This is a genomic window from Marilutibacter maris (genome assembly GCF_003233695.1).
Lineage (GTDB): Bacteria > Pseudomonadota > Gammaproteobacteria > Xanthomonadales > Xanthomonadaceae > Marilutibacter > Marilutibacter maris.
Map to the genome: position 1 here is coordinate 614,954 of NZ_CP029843.1, position 18,773 is coordinate 633,726.

Sequence of the window (18,773 nt, forward strand, 5' to 3'; positions counted from 1 at the left end):
CGTGCGAGTGTCCGGGACGATCGGGGTCGCCGCGCAGCCTGATGCTGCGATGCACAGTCGCGTTCAGGCCGTTCCGCTGCTAGGTTGGGGCCTCGTGCTCGGACAGGGGGCGTGCGCGAAGCCGTCAATCATCTTCGGGGGTGTCCAATGACGCAGAACTCGCTTGCCGTGGCGCTGGCCGCGGCAGTCATGCTTGTCGCTTCCGGCAGCGCCTCGGCTGCCGATCCCGACCCGAACCGGGTCATGATCAAGTTCAAGCCCGGCGCCTCGGCGCAGGTGCAATCGGCATTGCGGGCGGCCGGCGGCCGCATCCACCTGGAACTGGCGCCGCAGCGCGTGATCGCGGTCACGGTGCCGCAGCAGGCGCTGGCCGGGCTGCGCAACAATCCGAACATCGAGTACGTCGAACAGGATGCGCCGCGCTATCCGGCCGCGCAGAGCACGCCCTACGGCATCAACAGCGTGCAGGCCCCGCAGACCTGGGCGGCCGGCGCCGATGGCAGCGGAATCAAGGTCTGCGTGATCGACTCGGGCATCAACGCCAATCATGAGGACTTCGCCGGCATCCCGATGACCGGCTATCCCAGCGGCTGGAACAACGACAGCTGCGGCCACGGCACCCATGTCGCCGGCACCATCGCCGCGGTCGACAACAACGTCGGCGTGGTCGGTGTCAGCCCGGGCGCGGTGTCGCTGCACATCGTCAAGGTGTTCGATGGCGCGGCCTGCGGCTGGAGCTATGCCTCGACCCTGGTCGACGCCGCCAACCGCTGCGCCAGCGCCGGCGCCAGGGTCATCAACATGAGCCTGGGCGGCGACTTCGCCAGCAACACCGAGGAGACGGCATTCGCCAACCTCGACAGCCAGGGCATCCTCAGCGTTGCCGCGGCCGGCAACGACGGCAATACCCGCCACAGCTACCCGGCTTCCTACGACAGCGTGATGTCGGTGGCCGCGGTCGACATCAACAACGTGCATGCCGATTTCTCGCAGAGCACCAGCCAGGTCGAGATCGCCGCGCCCGGCGTCGCCGTGCTCAGCACCTATCCGTACCGGACCGGTTCGATGACCGTCGCCGGCACCGGCTACATCGTCTCGGCGATGGAGGGCAGCGTGCAGTCCACCGCCAACGGCGCGATGGTCGACGGCGGCCTGTGCACCAGCGCCGGCAGCTGGTCGGGCAAGGTGGTGATGTGCGAGCGCGGCGACATCAGCTTCGCCGACAAGGTCAGCGCGGTGCAGGCCGGCGGCGGCGTCGCCGCGGTGGTCTACAACAACGAGCCGGGTGGCTTCTCCGGCACCCTGGGCACGATGACCTCGACGGTGCCGGCGCTGAGCATGAGCCAGGAGGACGGCCAGGCCCTGGTCGCCGCCTCGCTCGGCCAGACCGCGGCGGTCAGTTCGGTGTCGGAGGCCAATACCAGCGGCTATGCCTATCTCGACGGCACTTCGATGGCGACCCCGCACGTGGCCGGTTCGGCCGCGATCATCTGGAGCGCCAACCCGTCGGCGAGCAATCAGCAGGTCCGCGACGCGATGACCTCGACCGCGCTCGACCTCGGCCCGGCCGGTCGCGACAACGACTACGGTTACGGCCTGGTGCAGACCTTCGCCGCGACCGAGGCCCTGCTCGGCGGCGGTCCAGGCCCCGACCCGACCGACCCGCCGGCCTCGCTGAGCGCGTACAACTACGGCATCAGCAAGGGCAAGCTGCAGATCGGCCTGCAGTGGAGCGCCGGCGACGTCACCGTCGACGTCTACCGCGATGGCAGCCGGATCGCCTCGGCGATCGACAACGGCGGCAGCTACACCGACGCGGTCAAGGTGCGCCGCAACAGCTCCGGCAGCTTCAGCTACCGGGTCTGCAATGCCGGCACCAGCGAGTGCTCGGCCGACGCCAGCGTCGATTACTGAGCCCGACGGCGCCACCGCGCCACGCAGAAGGCCCGCAGCGATGCGGGCCTTCTGCGTTTCCGCCGCCGGCCGGCAAGCGCGGATCAGCGCAGGCGCTGCCGCAGCTTCTGCCACAGCTGGCGGCGCGCGCTGTAGACGTTGACCCCGAGGACCAGGGCGGTCAGCCAGATCATGCCCTCGGTGGTCAGCGCGGCCGCGGTCGTCAGCACGATCAACGCGGTCCGCCCGACGCCGATCGCGAGGCCGGTGCCCAGCGCCAGCCAGGCGGTGACGCAGACCGCGGCGCCCAGGTAGAGCCAGCGCGTGCGGCGATGGCTGGGCGATGCGGGAGGGGTCGACAGCGGTTCCGGTGCGGCGTTCATCGGACCGCCCCCTGGCCGGTGACCGGCAGCAGCTCCGGTGGCAGCGGCGATGCGTCGGTCTCAATCACGCCGACATTGGACACGATCCACCAGCGCTCGCCGTCGTTGAGCAACTGGAAGTGGTTGATCCCGCGCATCAGCGGGGCGTCGTCGTCCAGGCGCAGGCGGATCTCGAAGCTGCTGGTCACCGAGGCCATCAGGTCATGCCGCTCGACCCGGGTCACCAGCGGGATCTCGTGGAAGCCGGTGTTGGCATAGGCGCTCTCGGTCTGGGCGACCAGGGCCTCGGTGTCGGTGCTCATGATGCCGGTCATCGCATCGGACTTCACCGCGATCGACATGCGGGCGCCGTCCAGGAACAGGGCGCGATAGCGGTCCCAGTCGCGCTGCGCACCGGCCTCGGCGGAGATCACCTCGTAGAGCGCGTGCACGATGGATTCGGGCGATTCCCAGTCGCCGGGTTCCGCGGCGGCGACCGATGGCAATGCCAACGACAGGGTCAGGGCCAGTCCCGCGGCGATGCGACGGAGCGGGCGGGAAGAAGAGCGGTGGGGATGGGACATGTCATTCTCCTTTGAGCGCATCGAGCGCGGCGGTGTCGAGCAGTCGGCCGTCGAGCACGACGGCATGGATGGCACGGGTGTTGCGGATGTCCTGGAGCGGATCGGCGTCCAGCACCAGCAGGTCGGCCTCGTGGCCGGGCGCGATCCGGCCCAGGCGCCGTTCCGCGCCCAGGGCGTCGGCGGCATTGACGGTGGCGGCGCGCAGGACCGTCGCTGCCGGGACGCCGGCCTCGGCCAGCAACTGCATCTCGCGATGCAGGCTGATGCCCGGCGCGATCCATGGATTGCTCATGTCCGTGCCCAGGGTCAGGCGCGCATCGGTGGCGTACAGGCGAACCGCCATGCGCTGGACCTTCGGCCAGATCGCGCGGGCGCGGACGAAGTCTTCCGGTTTCCAGCCGATCGCGAAGGTGAACCAGTCGTTCCAGCTCGCCTGCAGCGCCGGGTGCGAATGCCGGCGGGCGTCGTCCTTGTAGTCGTTGTCCAGGTCCTGCACGAAGGCGGCATGAAAGGCGACGAGGGTGGCGTCGAACACCGGACGGTGACGCTCGAACGCGGCCACCATGCGATCGGCTTCGGCGCCATCGGGGTCGAAGTGCTCCCACCACTCGAAGAACGCGAAGGTGCCGGCGCGGGCATCGGCCTGCCAGGCGCGTCGCGCCTGCGGATCGAGCAGGTCGGGGCTGGTCGGCATCAGGTGGACGATGGCGTCCAGGCCCATCTCCAGCGCGTCCGGCCAGGCGATCGCATCCAGGTGCGCGACGGCCGGACGTCCGTGCGCGTGCGCGGCCTCGATGCCGGCGCGCAGCTGTTCGCGGTCCAGCCCGGTATAGAGCTTGATCCAGTCGGCGCCGGCTTCGACCTGGTCGGCGACCACCTGCCGGACCTCGTCGGGATCGGACGCGGCGGTGGCCAGTCCGCGGACCGCGGCGTTGTTGATCACCGGGCCGGCGTCGAAGCTCTCCGGACCGGTCAGCCGGCCGCCATCCAACGCTTCGCGGTAGCGCGCGGCGGCGGCCAGATCGCCGCCCGGGTTGCGGATGGTGGTGACCCCGAATGCGACCAGCCGGCGCGCGTTGTGGTCGGCGATGGCATCGTCGGGATCGGCGACCATGGTCAGCTGGCCGCGCTCGCGTCGCATCTGCAGCGGACCCAGGCTCAGGTGGGCGTGCATGTCGATCAGGCCCGGCATCAGGTAGCGCTCCTGCATGTCGACGGTCCGCGCGTCGCGCCGGCAGGCGCGGCTTGCCGGCCGGGCGATGCGGACGATGCTTCCGTTCTCGATACGCAGGCATCGCGGCGGCGTGCTGCGCGCGCGCTCGACATCGACGATGCGGACGTTGTCCAGCGCAAGCGTGGCGGCGCGGGCGGTGCCGGTGGTGGCCGCAAGCGCCAGGATCGCGCTGAGGGCGAGGGCCGCGGAGGCCGGTCGCGGCCAGGGCAGGAAGGGGATACGCATGGTCGGCAGGGCTCCGTTGGGGATGTCGATGTCCCCTCAGTGGCCCGGGCCGGCGGATTTCTTACGCGCGATGAATTCCTTTCGCAGGGTGTAAGAAACTGGCCGCGGCCGTCGACTGACGGCGATGAGTACCGGATCGCGTCCCGCCTGCATGCATTCCCTGTGGCCCAGTGTCGAAGCCTTCCATCCGCAGCTGTGGCGCGCGGTGTGCGGCTATGAGCGCAATCCAGCGTTGCGCGAGGAACTGATGCAGGAGGTGTTGCTGGCGGTATGGGAAGCGCTGCCGAAGCTGCGCGATCCCGATCGCCTGCTGCCGTTCGTGCTGCGGATCGCGCACAACCTCGGCGCCAGCCACGTGCGCTCATCGGTGCGCACGCCGGCGCTGGTGGCCTTCGATGCCGACGTCCACGACTCGCTGTCGCAGACATCGGCGGGCGAGGCCGAGCGGGCCCGGACCCAGTGGCTGTTCGAGGCGCTGGCGACGCTGCCGGTCAACCTCAGGCAGCCGCTGATGCTGCAGCTGGAAGGCTTCGACTATCAGGAGATCGCCGACATGCTCGGCATCAGCAGCGACAACGTCGGCGTCCGCGTCCATCGCGCGCGTGAACGACTCAAGACCCTGTCCCGGCAGGAGGATGCAGATGAACTTCGATGACGAACTGAAAGGCGCATGGCAGGGCGAGATCGCTCAGCCGCCGTCGCGCCGGATGAGCGATCAGGTCCGCCGCCACCGTCGACGCCATCGCCTGCTGCGCGGGCTGGAAGTGGTGCTGACCTGCGCCGCGGTGGCGGTGTTCGGCCATGCGTTGATGTCGCGCACCGCCGGACCCAACCACTGGCTGTTGATGCCGTTCTTCATGGTGTTCCTGCCGGTGGTCTGGAGCGTCGTCCTGCGCGCGCCCGGCCGGCACCGCGGCGATGCCAGCGAGCCGCCGCAGGTCTATGCGCGACTGCGGCTGGCGCAACTGCGCACCGACCTGCGCGACCTGTGGTTGGCGCGCCGGGCCGCCGTCGTGTTGCTGGCGTATGCGCTGGTCGCCCTGGCGGGGTCCTGGCTGTTCGGCGATGGCGACTGGCGTACCGCCTCGACCCACCTGCTGGTCTACGCGGTCGGATGGTGGCTGGCGACCTTTGCCTGGTGTCGCCACCTGCGCCGCCGCCGCCTGCGCGAGTACCGCTCGACCCGGCGGATGCTGGGACCGTGAGCCACCGGGCGCCGGCCCGTCGCGAGCGCATGAATGGCGCTGCCTGCTTCCAGGCAAAGAGAGACGCTGCCATCCATGGCGAAGCGTCGCCGGCTCCGTCCAGCTCCTGCCCGGCCATCCCTGGCCGGGCGTTCGTCAACGCATGAGCCAGTGGCTCACGGGCGCGCTTCCTCACCCTCGCCGATGTCCTCGTTCCAGACCTCGGGGTTGGCGGCGATCCAGTCGCCGAGCATCGAGATGCAGCGCTCGTCGGCGAGATCGATGACCTCGGTGCCGTTCTCGCGCAGCCAGTCGATGCCGCCGCCGAAGTTGACCGACTCGCCGACCACCACGGTGCCGATGTTGAACTGCCGCACCAGTCCGCTGCAGTACCAGCAGGGGGCGAGGGTGGTGACCATGATGGTGTCGCGGTAATTGCGCTGGCGGCCTGCCTTGCGGAAGGCATCGGTCTCGCCGTGCACCGACGGGTCGCCCTCCTGCACACGGCGGTTGTGGCCGCAGCCGAGCAGGACGCCGTCGTTGCGGTACAGCGCCGCGCCGATCGGGATGCCGCCCTCGGCCAGGCCGGCCTGGGCCTCGGCGATCGCGGTGTCGAGCAGGGCGCGGTAGTCGGGGGTTTCGATCATCGTTGTCTCCATGGGCTGTCCGGGCGGCCGGTTCCGGTGGCCGTCGGTGGGGTCAGGCGGCGCCGTCGCGGAGCATCTCCACGTGGGGGATGCCGTCCTCCAGGTACTCCGGCGACGCGACCTGGAAGCCGTGACGGGCGTAGAAGTGCTGCAGATGGGCCTGGGCGCCGAGCCGGATCGGCGCGCCGGGCCAGACCCGCTCGATCAGGGCCACGCCCTCGCGCATCAGCGGGTCGCCGAGCCGGCGCCCGCGCCAGTCCGGCGAAGTCACCACGCGGCCGATGCTGACTTCGGCGAAGGTGTCGACGCCGTGGCCGAGACCGCCCGGCAGCACCCGCAGATAGGCGGCCAACCGGCCATCGGGCGCCTCGCCGAGCAGGTGCCAGGTCTGCGGGTGGTGGTCCTTGCCGTCGATGTCGAGGTAGGCGCAGGCCTGCTCGACCACGAACACCTCGCTGCGCAGGCGCAGCAGCGCGTACAGCCGGCTCGGGGTGAGCTCGTCGAAGCGGGCGGCGATCCAATTCAGTTCGGGGGTGCTCATCGCGCCATGATGCCAGCTGCGCGGATTCCATAGGAGCGGCGTGAGCCGGCGATCCCCGGGCTGCGCCCGGGAATCCCCAAGGTTTGCCTCGCAAACCCTGGGCCCCGCCGTTGCGCTTCCACACCCCCATTCGCGCTGCGCGAGAATCGCCCCCTGACTCAGGGGGGAACGATATCCGGCTGCGCCCGGATATCTCCCAAGGTTTGCTGCGCAAACCTCGGGCCCCGCCGTTGCGCTGCCAGCCCCCCATTCGCGCTGCGCGCGAATCGCCCCCTGACTCAGGGGGAACGATATCCGGCTGCGCCCGGATATCTCCCAAAGTTTGCTGCGCAAACCTCGGGCCCCGCCGTTGCGCTGCCAGACCCCCATTCGCGCTGCGCGCGAATCGCCCCCTGACTCAGGGGGAACGATATCCGGCTGTGCCCGGATATCTCCCAAGGTTTGCTTCGCAAACCTCGGGCCCCGCCGTTGCGCTGCCAGACCCCCATTCGCGCTGCGCGCGAATCGCCCCCTGACTCAGGGGGCTGGGCTCATGGGCTGGGCAAACGCTCTTCGTAGGAGCGGCGTGAGCCGCGACGGGGCTTTCATGGGAAGGCCCTCGCGGCTTACGGCGCTCCTGCGGGTGCGCGACGCAACGGACTTTTGCCGCCGGATCGGCGACAATTCGCGCATGAACGAGCAGCCTTCCAAGCCCGAAACCTCCGACACCACTCACTTCGGTTTCCGCGACGTGCCGGTCGGCGACAAGCAGAAGCTGGTCGGCGAGGTGTTTTCCTCGGTCGCCGGCAAGTACGACCTGATGAACGACCTGATGAGCTTCGGCATCCATCGGGTCTGGAAGCGCTACTTCGTCGCCACCGCCCAGGTCCGCCGCGGCGACCGTGTGCTCGACCTGGCCGGCGGCACCGGCGACATCGCCCTGCTGCTGCGCGACCGCGTCGGCGAGACCGGCAGCATCGTGCTGGGCGACATCAACGGTGAGATGCTGCGTGTGGGGCGCGACCGGATGACCGACATGGGCAAGGTCGCCGGCTTCGAGTACGTGCAGATGAACGCCGAGAAGCTGCCGTTCCCGGATGCCAGCTTCGACCTGGTCACGATCGCCTTCGGCCTGCGCAACGTCACCGACAAGGACGCCGCGCTGCGCGAGATGCAGCGCGTGCTCAAGGTCGGCGGGCAGGCGCGGGTGCTGGAGTTCTCCGAGGTCAAGGCCGACTGGTTCAAGCCGCTTTACGACTTCCACTCGTTCAAGGTGATGCCGGCGCTGGGCCGGGTGTTCGCCAACGACCGCGACAGCTACCAGTACCTGGCCGAGAGCATCCGCAAGCACCCGCCGCAGGAGACGCTGAAGGCGATGATGGAGGCCGCCGGCTTCGCCCGCTGCGGTTACCGCAACCTGTCCGCGGGCATCTGCGCGATCCATACCGGCTACAAGGTCTGAGCGGGACAAGCGCCGCGCACGTGTAACCCCGCGGCCGCCGCGGACGTAATTATCGAGGGTCCGCTCCGGAGCCGCCCCGATGTCCGCGTCCATTCCCGCAATCCCCGCGCTGCCCCGGCCCGTTGCCGCCGCCATCGAGCGGGTGGCCTGGCCGTTCGCCACCGCCATCAGTATCGTCCTGCTGCTGTGGTTCGGGGCAATGGGCTTCCTGCCGTTCTCGGCCGAGGCGCTGGCCAGCCGCGGCGGGCTGTCGGCCGACGACGCGACCGCGATCGCCAGCGGCATGGGCGCGGTGCAGCTGTTGCTGGCGCTGGGCCTGCTGCCGCTGTGGCCGGATCGCCTCCGCGCCGGTTTCGCGCTGGCGGTGGCCGGCTTCTGGTGGCTGCAGATGGCGACCCTGGCCAGCCCTGCGATGTGGGTCAACGACGCGCCCTACGGCGGCTTCCCGTTCCTCGGCGCCGGCCAGGGCCTGCTCAAGCATCTCGGACTGGGCGCGCTGGGCCTGGCGCTGTGGGCGCGTTGGCGCGGTCATGCCGGCGCGACGCGGGGCGCGCTGTGGCTGCTGTGGGCCGGGCAGTTGCTGGTGCTGGTCTGGATCGGTCTGTTGAAGTTCACCGCCTACGAGGCGCATGGCGTGGAGGGGCTGATGCGCAACAGCCCGCTGTTCGCCTGGCTGTACGGCTTTGCCGATGTGCGCGGCGCGTCCAACCTGATCGGGGTGATCGAGCTGGCGACCGCGGCGCTGATCGCATTGTGGCCGTGGCGGCCGCGCGTGGCCGGGTGGGGGCTGCTGGCGGCGGCGTTGACCTATCTGTTGACCAACAGCTTCCTGCTCTCCACCCCGGGCTGGGCGCCGGGCCATGGTTTCCCGTTCGTCGCCGGCACCGGCCAGTTCCTGCTCAAGGACCTGGGCCTGCTGGCCGGCGCCTTGCTGCTGCTGGCGGGACGGCCGTCGGGCGAGCTGGCAGACCCGGCCATGCCCGCGCGCGGATGAGGCGCTAAACTCGGGCGTTCATCCGTATCCCGTGAATCCGCGTATGCGCTCTTCCCTGCTGACCCTGTGCCTCGCCGCCGCGCTTGCCGCCGGCTGCTCCTCCGAACAGGCCGCGACGCCGGCCGACCCGACCGCCGCCGCGACCGCGGCTCCGGACACCACCGCGGATGCGAAGGCGATGGCCGAAGTGGACGAGTATTCCTATGCCGAGCCGGACATGGTCCGGATCAAGGACCTGGCCCTGGCGCTGAAGGTCGACTTCGACCAGCGCCAGCTCTCCGGCAGTGCCACCTACACCCTGGACTGGGTCGATCCCGAAGGCGGCCGGCTGATCCTGGATACCCGCGGCCTGACCGTCGACAAGGTCGTCGGCGAGCGCGAGGACGGCAAGTGGGACGACCTGACCTTCGTTCTCGACGACGCCGACGAGGTGCTCGGCAGCAAGCTCACCATCGCCGCGCCCAAGCGCAATCCGCGCATCCGGGTCAGCTACACCACCTCGCCGGACGCCTCGGGCCTGCAGTGGCTGACCCCGGCGATGACCGAGGGCGGCAAGACCCCCTTCATGTTCAGCCAGTCGCAGCAGATCCACGCCCGCTCCTGGGTACCGCTGCAGGACACGCCGCGGGTGCGCTTCACCTATACCGCGCACGTGACCGCGCCCAAGGACGCAATGGTGCTGATGAGCGCCGACAACGACCCCAAGGCGGCGCGCGACGGCGACTACAGCTTCAAGATGCCGCAGCCGATCCCGTCCTACCTGCTGGCGATCGCCGCCGGCGACCTGGTGTTCAAGCCGATCAGCGGGCGTAGCGGCGTCTGGGCAGAGCCGAGCGCGGTCGACAAGTCGGTGGCCGAGTTCGCCGACACCGAGAAGATGATCGAGGTCACCGAGAAGCTGTACGGCCCGTACCGCTGGGAGCGCTACGACATGCTGGTGCTGCCGCCGTCGTTCCCCTACGGCGGCATGGAGAACCCGCGCCTGAGCTTCATCACCCCGACCGTGATCGTCGGCGACAAGTCGCTGGTGTCGCTGATCGCCCACGAGCTGGCGCACAGCTGGTCGGGCAACCTGGTCACCTTCTCCACGCCGAAGGACGGCTGGCTCAACGAGGGCTTCACCAGCTACGTCGAGAACCGCATCGTCGAGGAGCTGTACGGCAAGGCCCAGGCCGACATGGAGAACGTGATCGCGCGCAACGAACTGGCCGCCGAGTACAAGGATCTGGATCCGAAGCTGCAGGTGCTGGCGTTGCGTCCGGGCACGCTGTCCGACCCCGACGGCGCCAGCAGCGCGACCGTCTACACCAAGGGCGCGTGGTTCCTGCAGTTCCTCGAGCAGCGCTTCGGCCGCGACGACTTCGACGCCTTCCTGCGCGACTACTTCGACCACTTCGCGTTCCAGAGCATCCCGACCACGAAGTTCCTGGAGTACGTGCAGCCGAATCTGGTCGAGAAGTATCCGGGCAAGGTGACGATGGCCGAGATCGAGCAGTGGGTCTACGAGCCGGGCATTCCGGACGGCGCGCCGAAGACCGAGTCGGCGCGTTTCGACGCGGTCGACGCCGCGCGCGCGGCATGGCTGGCCGACGGCACAGTGCCGGACAAGGCGCTGACCGATGGCTGGGTCACCCAGGAGTGGGTGCACTTCGTCGAGGGCATGCCGCAGACGCTGGACACCGCGCAGCTGGCCGCGCTGGACGCCGCCTACCGCTTCACCGGCACCCCGAACGGCGAGATCGCCCAGCGCTGGTATCCGCTGGCGGTGCGCAGCGGCTATGCCGAGGCCAACGAGGCGATTGCCGCGTTCCTGGAGAAGATCGGCCGCCGCAAGCTGATCATGCCGACCTACGCCGAGCTGGTGAAGACGCCGGAGGGCCTGCAACTGGCCGAGACGGTGTTCGCCAAGGCGCGCCCGGGCTATCACCCGATCACCACCGCTTCGGTCGAGTCGGTGATCGCCGAGGCCAAGGGCGCGGACGCCGACGGCGCGAAGTAAGCCCGGGTGGCTACGCGGCGCCGACGCCTGCTCGCCACGGCCCTGCTCGTCGCAGGCGCCGTGGCCTTGGTGGCCGGCGTCGCGCTGTGGCAAGAACCGGCCCGCCTGATCCGCGTCGCCTACCAGGCGCAGCGGCTGGCGGCCGGGCTTGACAAGGCCAGCGTCGAGATCGACGGCAGCCGCTGGGTCTACGCCTACAGCGACGACGCCCCGGCTGGCGCCGCGACCGTGGTGATGCTGCACGGCTTCACCGGCAGCAAGGAAAACTGGTATCCGCTCGCGCAGCGCCTGCGCGGCCGTTATCGCCTGCTGATCCCGGATCTGCCTGGGTGGGGAGAGAGCAGGGAAGAGAGCGGGGACGGGAGTGCGCGCGAGAACGGCGCCGACCCGGGCTATCGCGCCCAAGCGCAGCGGGTTGCGCGCTTCATCCAGACCCTCGCTCCGGCCGGCGCCGGCGAACGGGTCCTGCTCGGCCATTCGATGGGCGGCGGCATCGCCGCGGTGACCGCGGCCGAACATCCCGACCAGGTCGACCGGGTCGGCCTGCTGGCCGCGGCCGGCGTGTACTTCCAGGCCAACGTCTTCGGCGAACGCGTACTGGCCGGCGAGAACCCGTTCGCGGTCGGCGACTCGGCCAGTCTCGAACATTATCTCGGGCTGTTGTTCGAGGACGCCGACGCGCGGCCGTGGCTGCCGTGGCCGGCCGACCGCATCTACATCGACCAGCGCCGCGCCAGCGCCGCTTTCGAACAGACGGTGCTGGACCGTATCGGCCGCAGCGACGAGGCCTTCCTGCCCGGCGCCTCGGCGGCGCGGATCCGGCAGCCGGCGCTGCTGCTGTGGTGCCGGCAGGACGCGGTGATCGATGCCAGCGCGATGACGCTGTACGCACGCGAGATGCCGCAGGCGCGGGAGGTGCTGCTCGACGGCTGCGGCCACATGTCGCTGATGGAGCGCCCCGACCGCGTCGCCGCGGCGGTCGATACACTGATCGAACGAGGACAACCACGATGACGCCATATTCGTCGCCCCTTGCCGCCAGGATCGCAGGTTGGCCGCGCGTCGCCGCCGTCCTGGCCGTCGTCGCCGTGCTGAGCGCCTGCCAGCCCCAGGCCGACCCCGAAGCCGAGCGCGCCGCCCAGGCGCAGGCGCGCGAGCAGGCCGCCGAGGCGATGGCGGCCGAATTCGACAAGGCGATCGCCGCGGAAAACTGGAGCCTGGCCCGCGCGCATGGCGACATCCTCAATGCCGACTATCCGGGCAGCGCCGCCGCCGAGCGCATCGCGCCGCAGTACGAGGAGGCCAAGGCCAGGGCGGTGGAGCACCGCGAGAACCAGCGCCTGACCGCGCTGTGGACCTACCAGAGCCAGCCGTTCAAGGACGGCCGGCAGGTGTCGGCGTCGATCCATGCGCGCGAGCCGGTCGATACCGACGGCAGCGGCGCCAAGCCGGTCCAGCTGATTTTCCGCGACAATCCGGAGTGGGGTCGCAGCAGCTACCTGGTGCTGCAGGCCGGCGACTTCGACTGTTACGGCGGCTGCAAGGTCAAACTCGCGGTCGACGACGGCGAGCCGCGCCGGGTCGACGCGAGCCGCCCGCGCACCGACGAGGCGATCGCGATGTTCATCGAGGACGAGATGATGCTCTGGCGAACCGCCAAGGCGGCGAGGACGATCGCGATCGAGTTTCCGGTCAAGGCCGGCGGCACCCGCACCGTGGTGTTCGAGGTCGGCGGCCTGGCCCCGGAAAACCTGCCGGCCTGGAACTGACATGGCAGGCCGGCAGCGGGTCCTGACCGCGCTGGCGCTGATCCTGTCGCTGGCCGCGTGCACGCCGGAAGCGGAGCGCGTGGAGGCGGCAACGGAGGGCATGTCCGCGGCGGCCGTCGAGCCCGGTGACCTCAACTGGGCCGATGTCCGGCAGACGATGACCGTGCCGCCGTCGCCGGATTCGCCGCGCGGGCGGGCGCTGGCGGCGCTGTCGGCGTTGGAGGCGGCCGACGAGGTGACGCTGTACTCGCTGCAGCCGTGGCGACCGCCGGCTCCCGACGGCCCGATGCCCGAGTACGGCTCCCCGGATTACGCGTCGTTCTTGCGCGAGCGGTCGGCGGCGACCGAGCGCAGCCAGCAGGAATGGTGCGCTCGCGCCGCGGCAACCGCATCCTCGGCAAGGTCGTGCCGGAGGACGCCGGCGGGCGTGCGCTGGTGCTGGACGCGGCACTGCGGTCGCTGGGGGCCGACCCCGACTACGCCTTCGCCTGCATCGCCGAGTACCGGCACGCGGTCGAGTTCCGCGCCAGTGGTCATCTGTACCAGGTGCTGCTGTGCTACGGCTGCGGGCAGGTCGCGGTGGCGATCGATGGAAAGCTGGGGCGACCGGGGCAGACCCATGACATGGGCGACGAGGACGGCCTCGACCGGATGTTCGTCGGCGCAGGGGTACCGTTGGCCGAATAAGTCCCGCCGCGTTGACATCGCAATCGCGCGGCGTGGGCGATGCTGGCGGCACGGAATGCGGCAAGGGCGGCCCGGGCTCGTCCCGTCCTCACGGATTCCCATCCCCCAGTGGCGCGATGCTGGACCCGCGCGCCCGAACCCTGCGGCGGCCGTCGCCTGGAGCGCGTCGCACGCCATTCGGAGAACGCCATGCTCTCCCCCCGACTGCACAACCTGCTCGACACCCGGCACATGCCGTACACCACCCATGTCCATGAGCGCACGGTGACCGCGCACGACACCGCCGCGGCCACCCATGTCAGCCGCGAGCTGTTCGCCAAGACGGTGATGATCAAGGTCGACGGCCGGCTGGCGATGCTGGTGATGCCGGCGGCCTACCGCGTCGACCTGACCCGGCTGTCGCGCGCGCTGGGCGAGGCCGAGGTCGAACTGGCCGAGGAATCCGAGTTCCGCGACGCCTTCCCCGACTGCGAGCTGGGCGCGATGCCGCCGTTCGGCCATCTGTACGACATGCCGGTCTACGTCGATTCGCGGCTGGCCCGGCAGAAGGAGATCACCTTCAACGCCGGCACCCATATCGAGGCCGTCACGATGCCGTACAAGGCGTTCGAGAAGCTGGCCGAACCGGAGATGCTGTGGCTGGCCTATGTGATGTGACGGCCGACTGGCGCGGCGACCGATAGCGCACATGGTGACCGTAGGGGGCGGTTGCGGGGAAGGGGTGAGCGTGCCCGGCGGCGCGCGCTCGCGGCCCTCTTAACGGAATGTTTTCAACCCGGTGACGGCCTGCGGTTAGCGTGGCCGGGCAGGGGGGTATCAAGGACCAAAGGAGAGGACCATGATTCGTATCCGTCGCAAGACCGCCGTCGCCGCATTTGTCCTGGTCGCGCTGATCGGCGCGTCATTCGCCGCCGCCGCGGCGATGAGCGAGCAGTGCCGGTTCGCCTACAGTTTCTGCAAACCGCGCTACTACGCCTGCCTGGCCAGCGGCACCTCGCAGATCGAGTGCCATCTGGAATTGGATGCGTGCCTGTTGCGCAACGGCTGCAGTAGCAACGAACTGCCCTGAGCACGGCTTTCGCCGCAGCGTCGCGCGGGGCCGGCACGGGGCGCACGACGAAAAGGCCCGCACAACGGTGCGGGCCTTTCTCGTTTGGGGGCCGTCGTGCGCGGCGTCGACGCCGTGCGGGCGCCGCGGGGACTACAGTGCGTAGCCGAACTGCTGGCGGAACTGCTCGGCGAACTCGTCGTAGTCGAAGCGCTGGTTCTGGGTGCCGGGGTGTTCGACCTTGAGCGCGCCCATCAGGTTGCCGATGCGGCCGATCGTCATCCAGTCGTAGCCCTTCTCGATGCCGTAGATCAGGCCGGCGCGGAACGCGTCGCCGCAGCCGGTCGGGTCGGTGACCCGGCGCTCGTGCGCCGGCGGCACGGTGTAGGACTGGTCCGGGGTATGGATGATCGCGCCCTTCGGGCCCTGGGTGGTGATGTAGGCCTTGACCCGCTTGACGATCTCCTTCTCGCACCAGCCGGTGCGCTCCTGCAGCAGGTTGGACTCGTAGTCGTTGACGGTCACGTAGTCGGCCTGCTCGATGAAGCCGCGCAGTTCCTCGCCGTTGAACAGCGGCATCGCCTGGCCCGGATCGAAGATGAAGGGAATGCCGCCCTCGGCGAACTCCCGCGCGTTCTGCAGCATGCCCTCGCGACCGTCGGGGCTGACGATGCCGAAGCTCACGCCGGCCACGTCCTTCACGTGGTTCTCGTAGCTGCGCATCATCGCGCCCGGATGGAAGGCGGTGATCTGGTTGTTGTCGTGGTCGGTGGTGATGAAGGCCTGCGGGGTGAACAGCTCGTCGATCACCTTGATCTGGTCGAGACGGATCTCGTGCTCCTCGAACCACTCGCGGTAGGGGCCGAAGTCCTGGCCGACGGTCGCCATCGGAATCGGGTCGCCGCCGAGCAGCTTGAGGTTGTAGGCGATGTTGCCGGCGCAGCCGCCGAACTCGCGGCGCATGCGCGGGACAAGGAACGACACGTTCAGGATGTGCACCTTGTCCGGCAGGATGTGGTTCTTGAACTGGTCGGGGAAGACCATGATGGTGTCGTAGGCCAGCGAGCCACAGATCAGAGCGGACATCGGAAGTACCGGGCAGGGGGTGGCGCGGGGCCACCGGTGCGGATTGGAGGAACGGGCCGATCGACGTGCGCTGGACGGCCCGGCCGCCGGTCGGGCCGGCGCGCAAACCCGACAAGGTTAGCGGCTGGGGGCGCGCCCGGCCAGCCTGAACAGGGGGTGAGGGTTCCGGAGCGGGTGCCGGCGCGGCCCGGAATTCCCCGCAGACCGTGATTTGGCGCGGTTTTCTCCTTGCCCGGCGGGGGGACGGCAGGTAGGCTAGCCGGCCACCCCTGTGCTCCTCAAAGACGGCCCGTTCCCCGATGTTCAAGAAGTTTCGCGGCATGTTCTCCAACGACCTGTCCATCGACCTGGGCACGGCCAACACCCTGATCTATGTCCGCGGCCAAGGCATCGTGCTGAACGAGCCATCGGTGGTGGCGGTGCGCCAGGACCGGATGGTCGGCGGCACCCGCAGCGTGGCCGCGGTCGGCAGCGACGCCAAGCAGATGCTCGGCCGCACGCCCGGCAACATCACCACGATCCGGCCGATGAAGGATGGCGTGATCGCCGACTTCACCTACACCGAGGAGATGCTCAAGACCTTCATCAAGAAGGTGCACAAGTCGCGCGTGCTGCGACCGAGCCCCCGCGTGCTGGTGTGCGTGCCGTGCGGCTCGACCAATGTCGAGCGCCGCGCGATCAAGGAATCGGCCGAGGAGGCCGGCGCGCGCGAGGTCTACCTGATCGAGGAGCCGATGGCGGCCGCGATCGGCGCCGGCATGCCGGTCACCGAGGCGCGTGGCTCGATGGTCGTCGACATCGGCGGCGGCACCTCGGAAGTGGCGGTGATCTCGCTAAACGGTATCGTCTACTCGGCCTCGGCGCGGATCGGCGGCGACCGCTTCGACGAGGCGATCATCAATTACGTGCGCCGCACCTACGGCACCCTGATCGGCGAGGCCACGGCCGAACGGATCAAGCTGGAGATCGGTTGCGCCTGTCCGCAGGACGACGCCCGCACGATGGAGGTGTCGGGGCGCAACCTGGCCGAGGGCGTGCCGAAGATGGTCACCCTCAACGCCAACGAGGTGCTGGAGGCGCTGCGCGAACCGCTGTCGGGGATCGTCGCCGCGATCAAGCTGGCGCTGGAGCAGACCCCGCCGGAGCTGTGCGCCGACGTCGCCGAGCGTGGCATCGTGCTGACCGGCGGCGGCGCCCTGCTGCGCGACCTCGACAAGCTGATCAGCGACGAGACCGGCCTGCACGTGCAGGTCGCCGACGACCCGCTGACCTGCGTCGCCCGCGGCGGCGGTCGCGCGCTGGAGCTGGTCGACATGCACGGCAACGAGTTCTTCGCGCCGGAATAGCATTATCGTTTTCGGATACGGGCCCTCCATGGCCTGGTCCGGGCGCCGGGCGAAAAGCGTGGTTTCCGCCCGGCGCCGCAAACGGTAGGACCGTTTGCGTTGGCCCTTCCATGGGCCAGAGCCGTGCTCCGTCTCCATCCAGGCTTTTGGTTTTCGAGTCCGGAGCCGGGGCGGTCGCTACACTTCCTACTCACTGCCGCATACTCCCGACTCGCCTGACGTGCCCTCCTACGCCGGCCCCACCACGCCAAACCGATCCGGTGAAGTCACCGGGACGCTCTGGCTGCTGGCCTATCTGGCGCTGGCGATGGTGCTGATCGTGCTCGACCATCGCGGCGGCTGGCTCGACAAGGCGCGCGAACAGGCCAACGTGCTGGTGCAGCCGCTGTGGATGGTCGCCGGCTGGCCCGGGCAGATCGTCGACAAGGTCCAGGCCGATGCCGGCACCCTGAGCCAGCTGACCGCCGAGAACGCCCGCCTGCGCAACGAAGCGCTGGTCAACAATGCGCGGCTGGCGCGGTTGCAGGCGGTATCGGCCGAGAACCAGCGCCTGCGCGAGCTGATGGGCGCGGCCGAGCGCGGCGGTCTCGACGTGCAACTGGCGGCGATCCTCGACATCGACCTGGACCCGACCCGCCAGCGCCTGGTCGTCGATGCCGGCAGCGGCGACGGCGTCAGCGTCGGCCAGAGCGTGATCGACGCCGGCGGGCTGATGGGCCAGGTGATCGAGACCACGCCGATGCATGCGACGGTGCTGCTGCTGACCGACGCCTCGCATGCGATCCCGGTGACGGTCGCCCGCAATGGCATCCGCCTGGTCGCCTACGGCACCGGCCAGAGCGATCGCCTGGAGCTGCCCAGCATTCCGATGTCCAGCGACATCAAGGTCGGCGACACCGTGGTCAGTTCCGGCCTGGGCGGGCGTTTCCCCGCCGGCTTCCTGGTCGGGACCATCGCATCGCTGCAGCCCGACGACAGCCGCGCGTTCCTGCTTGGCGAACTGCGCCCGGCCGCCCAGCTCGACCGTGGCCGCAATGTGCTGCTGTTGCGCGACGTGCCGGTGCCGCCGCCGGACGTCGCCACGGCGCCGGACGGGGACATGGCCGCGGAGAACCCGGCCGGCGGCGCCGGTGGCGACGCCGCCGCGCCCGCCCGCCCCGATGGCACCGATGGCCCCGACGCCCGCGGGGACGGCAGCCAGGAAGACCGCGCCGCCGCCGCGCCGGCCCCGGCGCCGACGGAGTCGCGCCGATGAGCCGTGCGCGCCGCCACTGGGTGATGCCGGTCAGCATCGTGCTGGCGCTGTTGCTGGGGCTGCTGCCGCTGCCGCCGGCGATACAGCCGCTGCGCCCGTACTGGCTCGCGCTGGTGGTCGCCTACTGGGTGATCGAGGACCCGGACCGGCGCGGCCTGGGCTTCGCCTTCATCGTCGGCCTGTTCGCCGATCTGGCCTTTGGCGGCCTGCTCGGCGAGCAGGCGTTGCGACTGGTGGTGATGGCCTACATCCTGCAGCGGTTCCGCGCCCGCCTGCGGTTCTTCCCGATGTCGCAGCAGGCGCTGGCGATCGGCGGCCTGCTGCTCAACGACCGGGTCCTGGTCTGGGTGCTGCACGCGGCGCTCAAGCTGCCTCCGACCCCGCACCTGATCTGGCTGGCGCCGTTGCTGGGGATGCTGCTGTGGCCGGTGGTCTTCCTGCTGATCACCGCTGCACGGCAGGGCCACAGGCCGTAGCG

The 18,773-nt window shown here is 69.8% G+C and carries 20 protein-coding genes; 14 read left to right on the top strand and 6 right to left on the bottom strand.

The annotated features are described in order from the left end of the window. The first annotated feature begins 189 nt into the window (after positions 1–189). Positions 190–1,914: a S8 family serine peptidase gene (locus C9I47_RS02705; RefSeq protein ID WP_223250252.1), complete on the top strand. Its 1,725-nt coding sequence runs from the start codon at positions 190–192 to the stop codon at positions 1,912–1,914. A gap of 83 nt (positions 1,915–1,997) precedes the next feature. Here the strand turns inward: C9I47_RS02705 and C9I47_RS02710 are convergent, their stop codons facing one another. The 3 genes from C9I47_RS02710 to C9I47_RS02720 are packed head-to-tail and all read right to left on the bottom strand — an operon-like array spanning position 1,998 to position 4,298. Next, positions 1,998–2,276, bottom strand: a complete 279-nt coding sequence (locus C9I47_RS02710) for a hypothetical protein (protein ID WP_111265371.1) — start codon at positions 2,274–2,276, stop codon at positions 1,998–2,000. Continuing rightward, positions 2,273–2,839: a hypothetical protein gene (locus tag C9I47_RS02715; protein ID WP_111265372.1), complete on the bottom strand. Its 567-nt coding sequence runs from the start codon at positions 2,837–2,839 to the stop codon at positions 2,273–2,275. The genes C9I47_RS02710 and C9I47_RS02715 overlap by 4 nt, the downstream gene beginning before the upstream one ends. A gap of 1 nt (position 2,840) precedes the next feature. Further along, positions 2,841–4,298, bottom strand: a complete 1,458-nt coding sequence (locus tag C9I47_RS02720) for an amidohydrolase family protein (protein ID WP_111265373.1) — start codon at positions 4,296–4,298, stop codon at positions 2,841–2,843. A 151-nt stretch (positions 4,299–4,449) separates the two neighbouring features. Between C9I47_RS02720 and C9I47_RS02725 the strand changes: the two genes are divergently transcribed. Together C9I47_RS02725 and C9I47_RS02730 are read left to right on the top strand one after the other, a co-directional pair. Next, positions 4,450–4,953: an RNA polymerase sigma factor gene (locus C9I47_RS02725; RefSeq protein ID WP_170288181.1), complete on the top strand. Its 504-nt coding sequence runs from the start codon at positions 4,450–4,452 to the stop codon at positions 4,951–4,953. Then, a complete protein-coding gene (locus tag C9I47_RS02730; RefSeq protein WP_111265375.1) occupies positions 4,940–5,503 on the top strand; it encodes a hypothetical protein in 564 nt (187 codons plus the stop codon). The genes C9I47_RS02725 and C9I47_RS02730 overlap by 14 nt, the downstream gene beginning before the upstream one ends. Positions 5,504–5,658: 155 nt before the next feature. On the opposite strand, the gene C9I47_RS02735 is transcribed toward C9I47_RS02730, so the two are convergent. Beyond that, on the bottom strand, positions 5,659–6,129 hold the full coding sequence (locus C9I47_RS02735) for a nucleoside deaminase (protein WP_111265376.1): 471 nt from the start codon (positions 6,127–6,129) through the stop codon (positions 5,659–5,661). Positions 6,130–6,181: 52 nt separating this feature from the next. Beyond that, complete coding sequence (locus C9I47_RS02740; RefSeq protein WP_111265377.1) at positions 6,182–6,670, bottom strand: GNAT family N-acetyltransferase; 489 nt, start codon at positions 6,668–6,670, stop codon at positions 6,182–6,184. Between the two features lie 670 nt (positions 6,671–7,340). Here C9I47_RS02740 and ubiE point away from each other — a divergent pair. From ubiE to C9I47_RS02780, 8 genes are all read left to right on the top strand, one after another. Further along, complete coding sequence (gene ubiE, locus C9I47_RS02745) at positions 7,341–8,111, top strand: bifunctional demethylmenaquinone methyltransferase/2-methoxy-6-polyprenyl-1,4-benzoquinol methylase UbiE (protein WP_111265378.1); 771 nt, start codon at positions 7,341–7,343, stop codon at positions 8,109–8,111. A 79-nt stretch (positions 8,112–8,190) separates the two neighbouring features. Next, positions 8,191–9,105, top strand: a complete 915-nt coding sequence (locus C9I47_RS02750; RefSeq protein ID WP_111265379.1) for a DUF417 family protein — start codon at positions 8,191–8,193, stop codon at positions 9,103–9,105. A 43-nt stretch (positions 9,106–9,148) separates the two neighbouring features. After that, positions 9,149–11,104, top strand: coding sequence for a M1 family metallopeptidase (locus C9I47_RS02755; RefSeq protein WP_111265380.1), 1,956 nt, complete (start codon positions 9,149–9,151; stop codon positions 11,102–11,104). A gap of 60 nt (positions 11,105–11,164) precedes the next feature. Then, a complete protein-coding gene (locus C9I47_RS02760) occupies positions 11,165–12,118 on the top strand; it encodes an alpha/beta fold hydrolase (RefSeq protein ID WP_223250253.1) in 954 nt (317 codons plus the stop codon). Then, positions 12,115–12,873, top strand: a complete 759-nt coding sequence (locus C9I47_RS02765; RefSeq protein WP_223250254.1) for a hypothetical protein — start codon at positions 12,115–12,117, stop codon at positions 12,871–12,873. The genes C9I47_RS02760 and C9I47_RS02765 overlap by 4 nt, the downstream gene beginning before the upstream one ends. Before the next feature lie 363 nt (positions 12,874–13,236). Next, positions 13,237–13,560, top strand: coding sequence for a hypothetical protein (locus tag C9I47_RS02770; protein ID WP_111265381.1), 324 nt, complete (start codon positions 13,237–13,239; stop codon positions 13,558–13,560). A 189-nt stretch (positions 13,561–13,749) separates the two neighbouring features. Further along, positions 13,750–14,217, top strand: coding sequence for an aminoacyl-tRNA deacylase (locus C9I47_RS02775; protein ID WP_170288244.1), 468 nt, complete (start codon positions 13,750–13,752; stop codon positions 14,215–14,217). Positions 14,218–14,398: 181 nt separating this feature from the next. Continuing rightward, positions 14,399–14,629: a hypothetical protein gene (locus tag C9I47_RS02780; protein WP_111265383.1), complete on the top strand. Its 231-nt coding sequence runs from the start codon at positions 14,399–14,401 to the stop codon at positions 14,627–14,629. Between the two features lie 132 nt (positions 14,630–14,761). Here the strand turns inward: C9I47_RS02780 and C9I47_RS02785 are convergent, their stop codons facing one another. Beyond that, positions 14,762–15,694 carry a carbohydrate kinase family protein gene (locus C9I47_RS02785; protein ID WP_111265384.1) on the bottom strand — a complete coding sequence of 311 codons (933 nt, stop codon included), beginning with the start codon at positions 15,692–15,694 and terminating at the stop codon, positions 14,762–14,764. Positions 15,695–15,993: 299 nt separating this feature from the next. Here C9I47_RS02785 and C9I47_RS02790 point away from each other — a divergent pair, with 299 nt between their 5' ends. From C9I47_RS02790 to mreD, 3 genes are all read left to right on the top strand, one after another. After that, a complete protein-coding gene (locus tag C9I47_RS02790) occupies positions 15,994–17,040 on the top strand; it encodes a rod shape-determining protein (RefSeq protein ID WP_111265385.1) in 1,047 nt (348 codons plus the stop codon). Positions 17,041–17,260: 220 nt separating this feature from the next. Beyond that, positions 17,261–18,295: a rod shape-determining protein MreC gene (gene mreC / locus C9I47_RS02795; protein WP_223250255.1), complete on the top strand. Its 1,035-nt coding sequence runs from the start codon at positions 17,261–17,263 to the stop codon at positions 18,293–18,295. Then, positions 18,292–18,771: a rod shape-determining protein MreD gene (gene mreD, locus C9I47_RS02800; RefSeq protein WP_111265386.1), complete on the top strand. Its 480-nt coding sequence runs from the start codon at positions 18,292–18,294 to the stop codon at positions 18,769–18,771. The genes mreC and mreD overlap by 4 nt, the downstream gene beginning before the upstream one ends. Positions 18,772–18,773 lie beyond the last annotated feature (2 nt).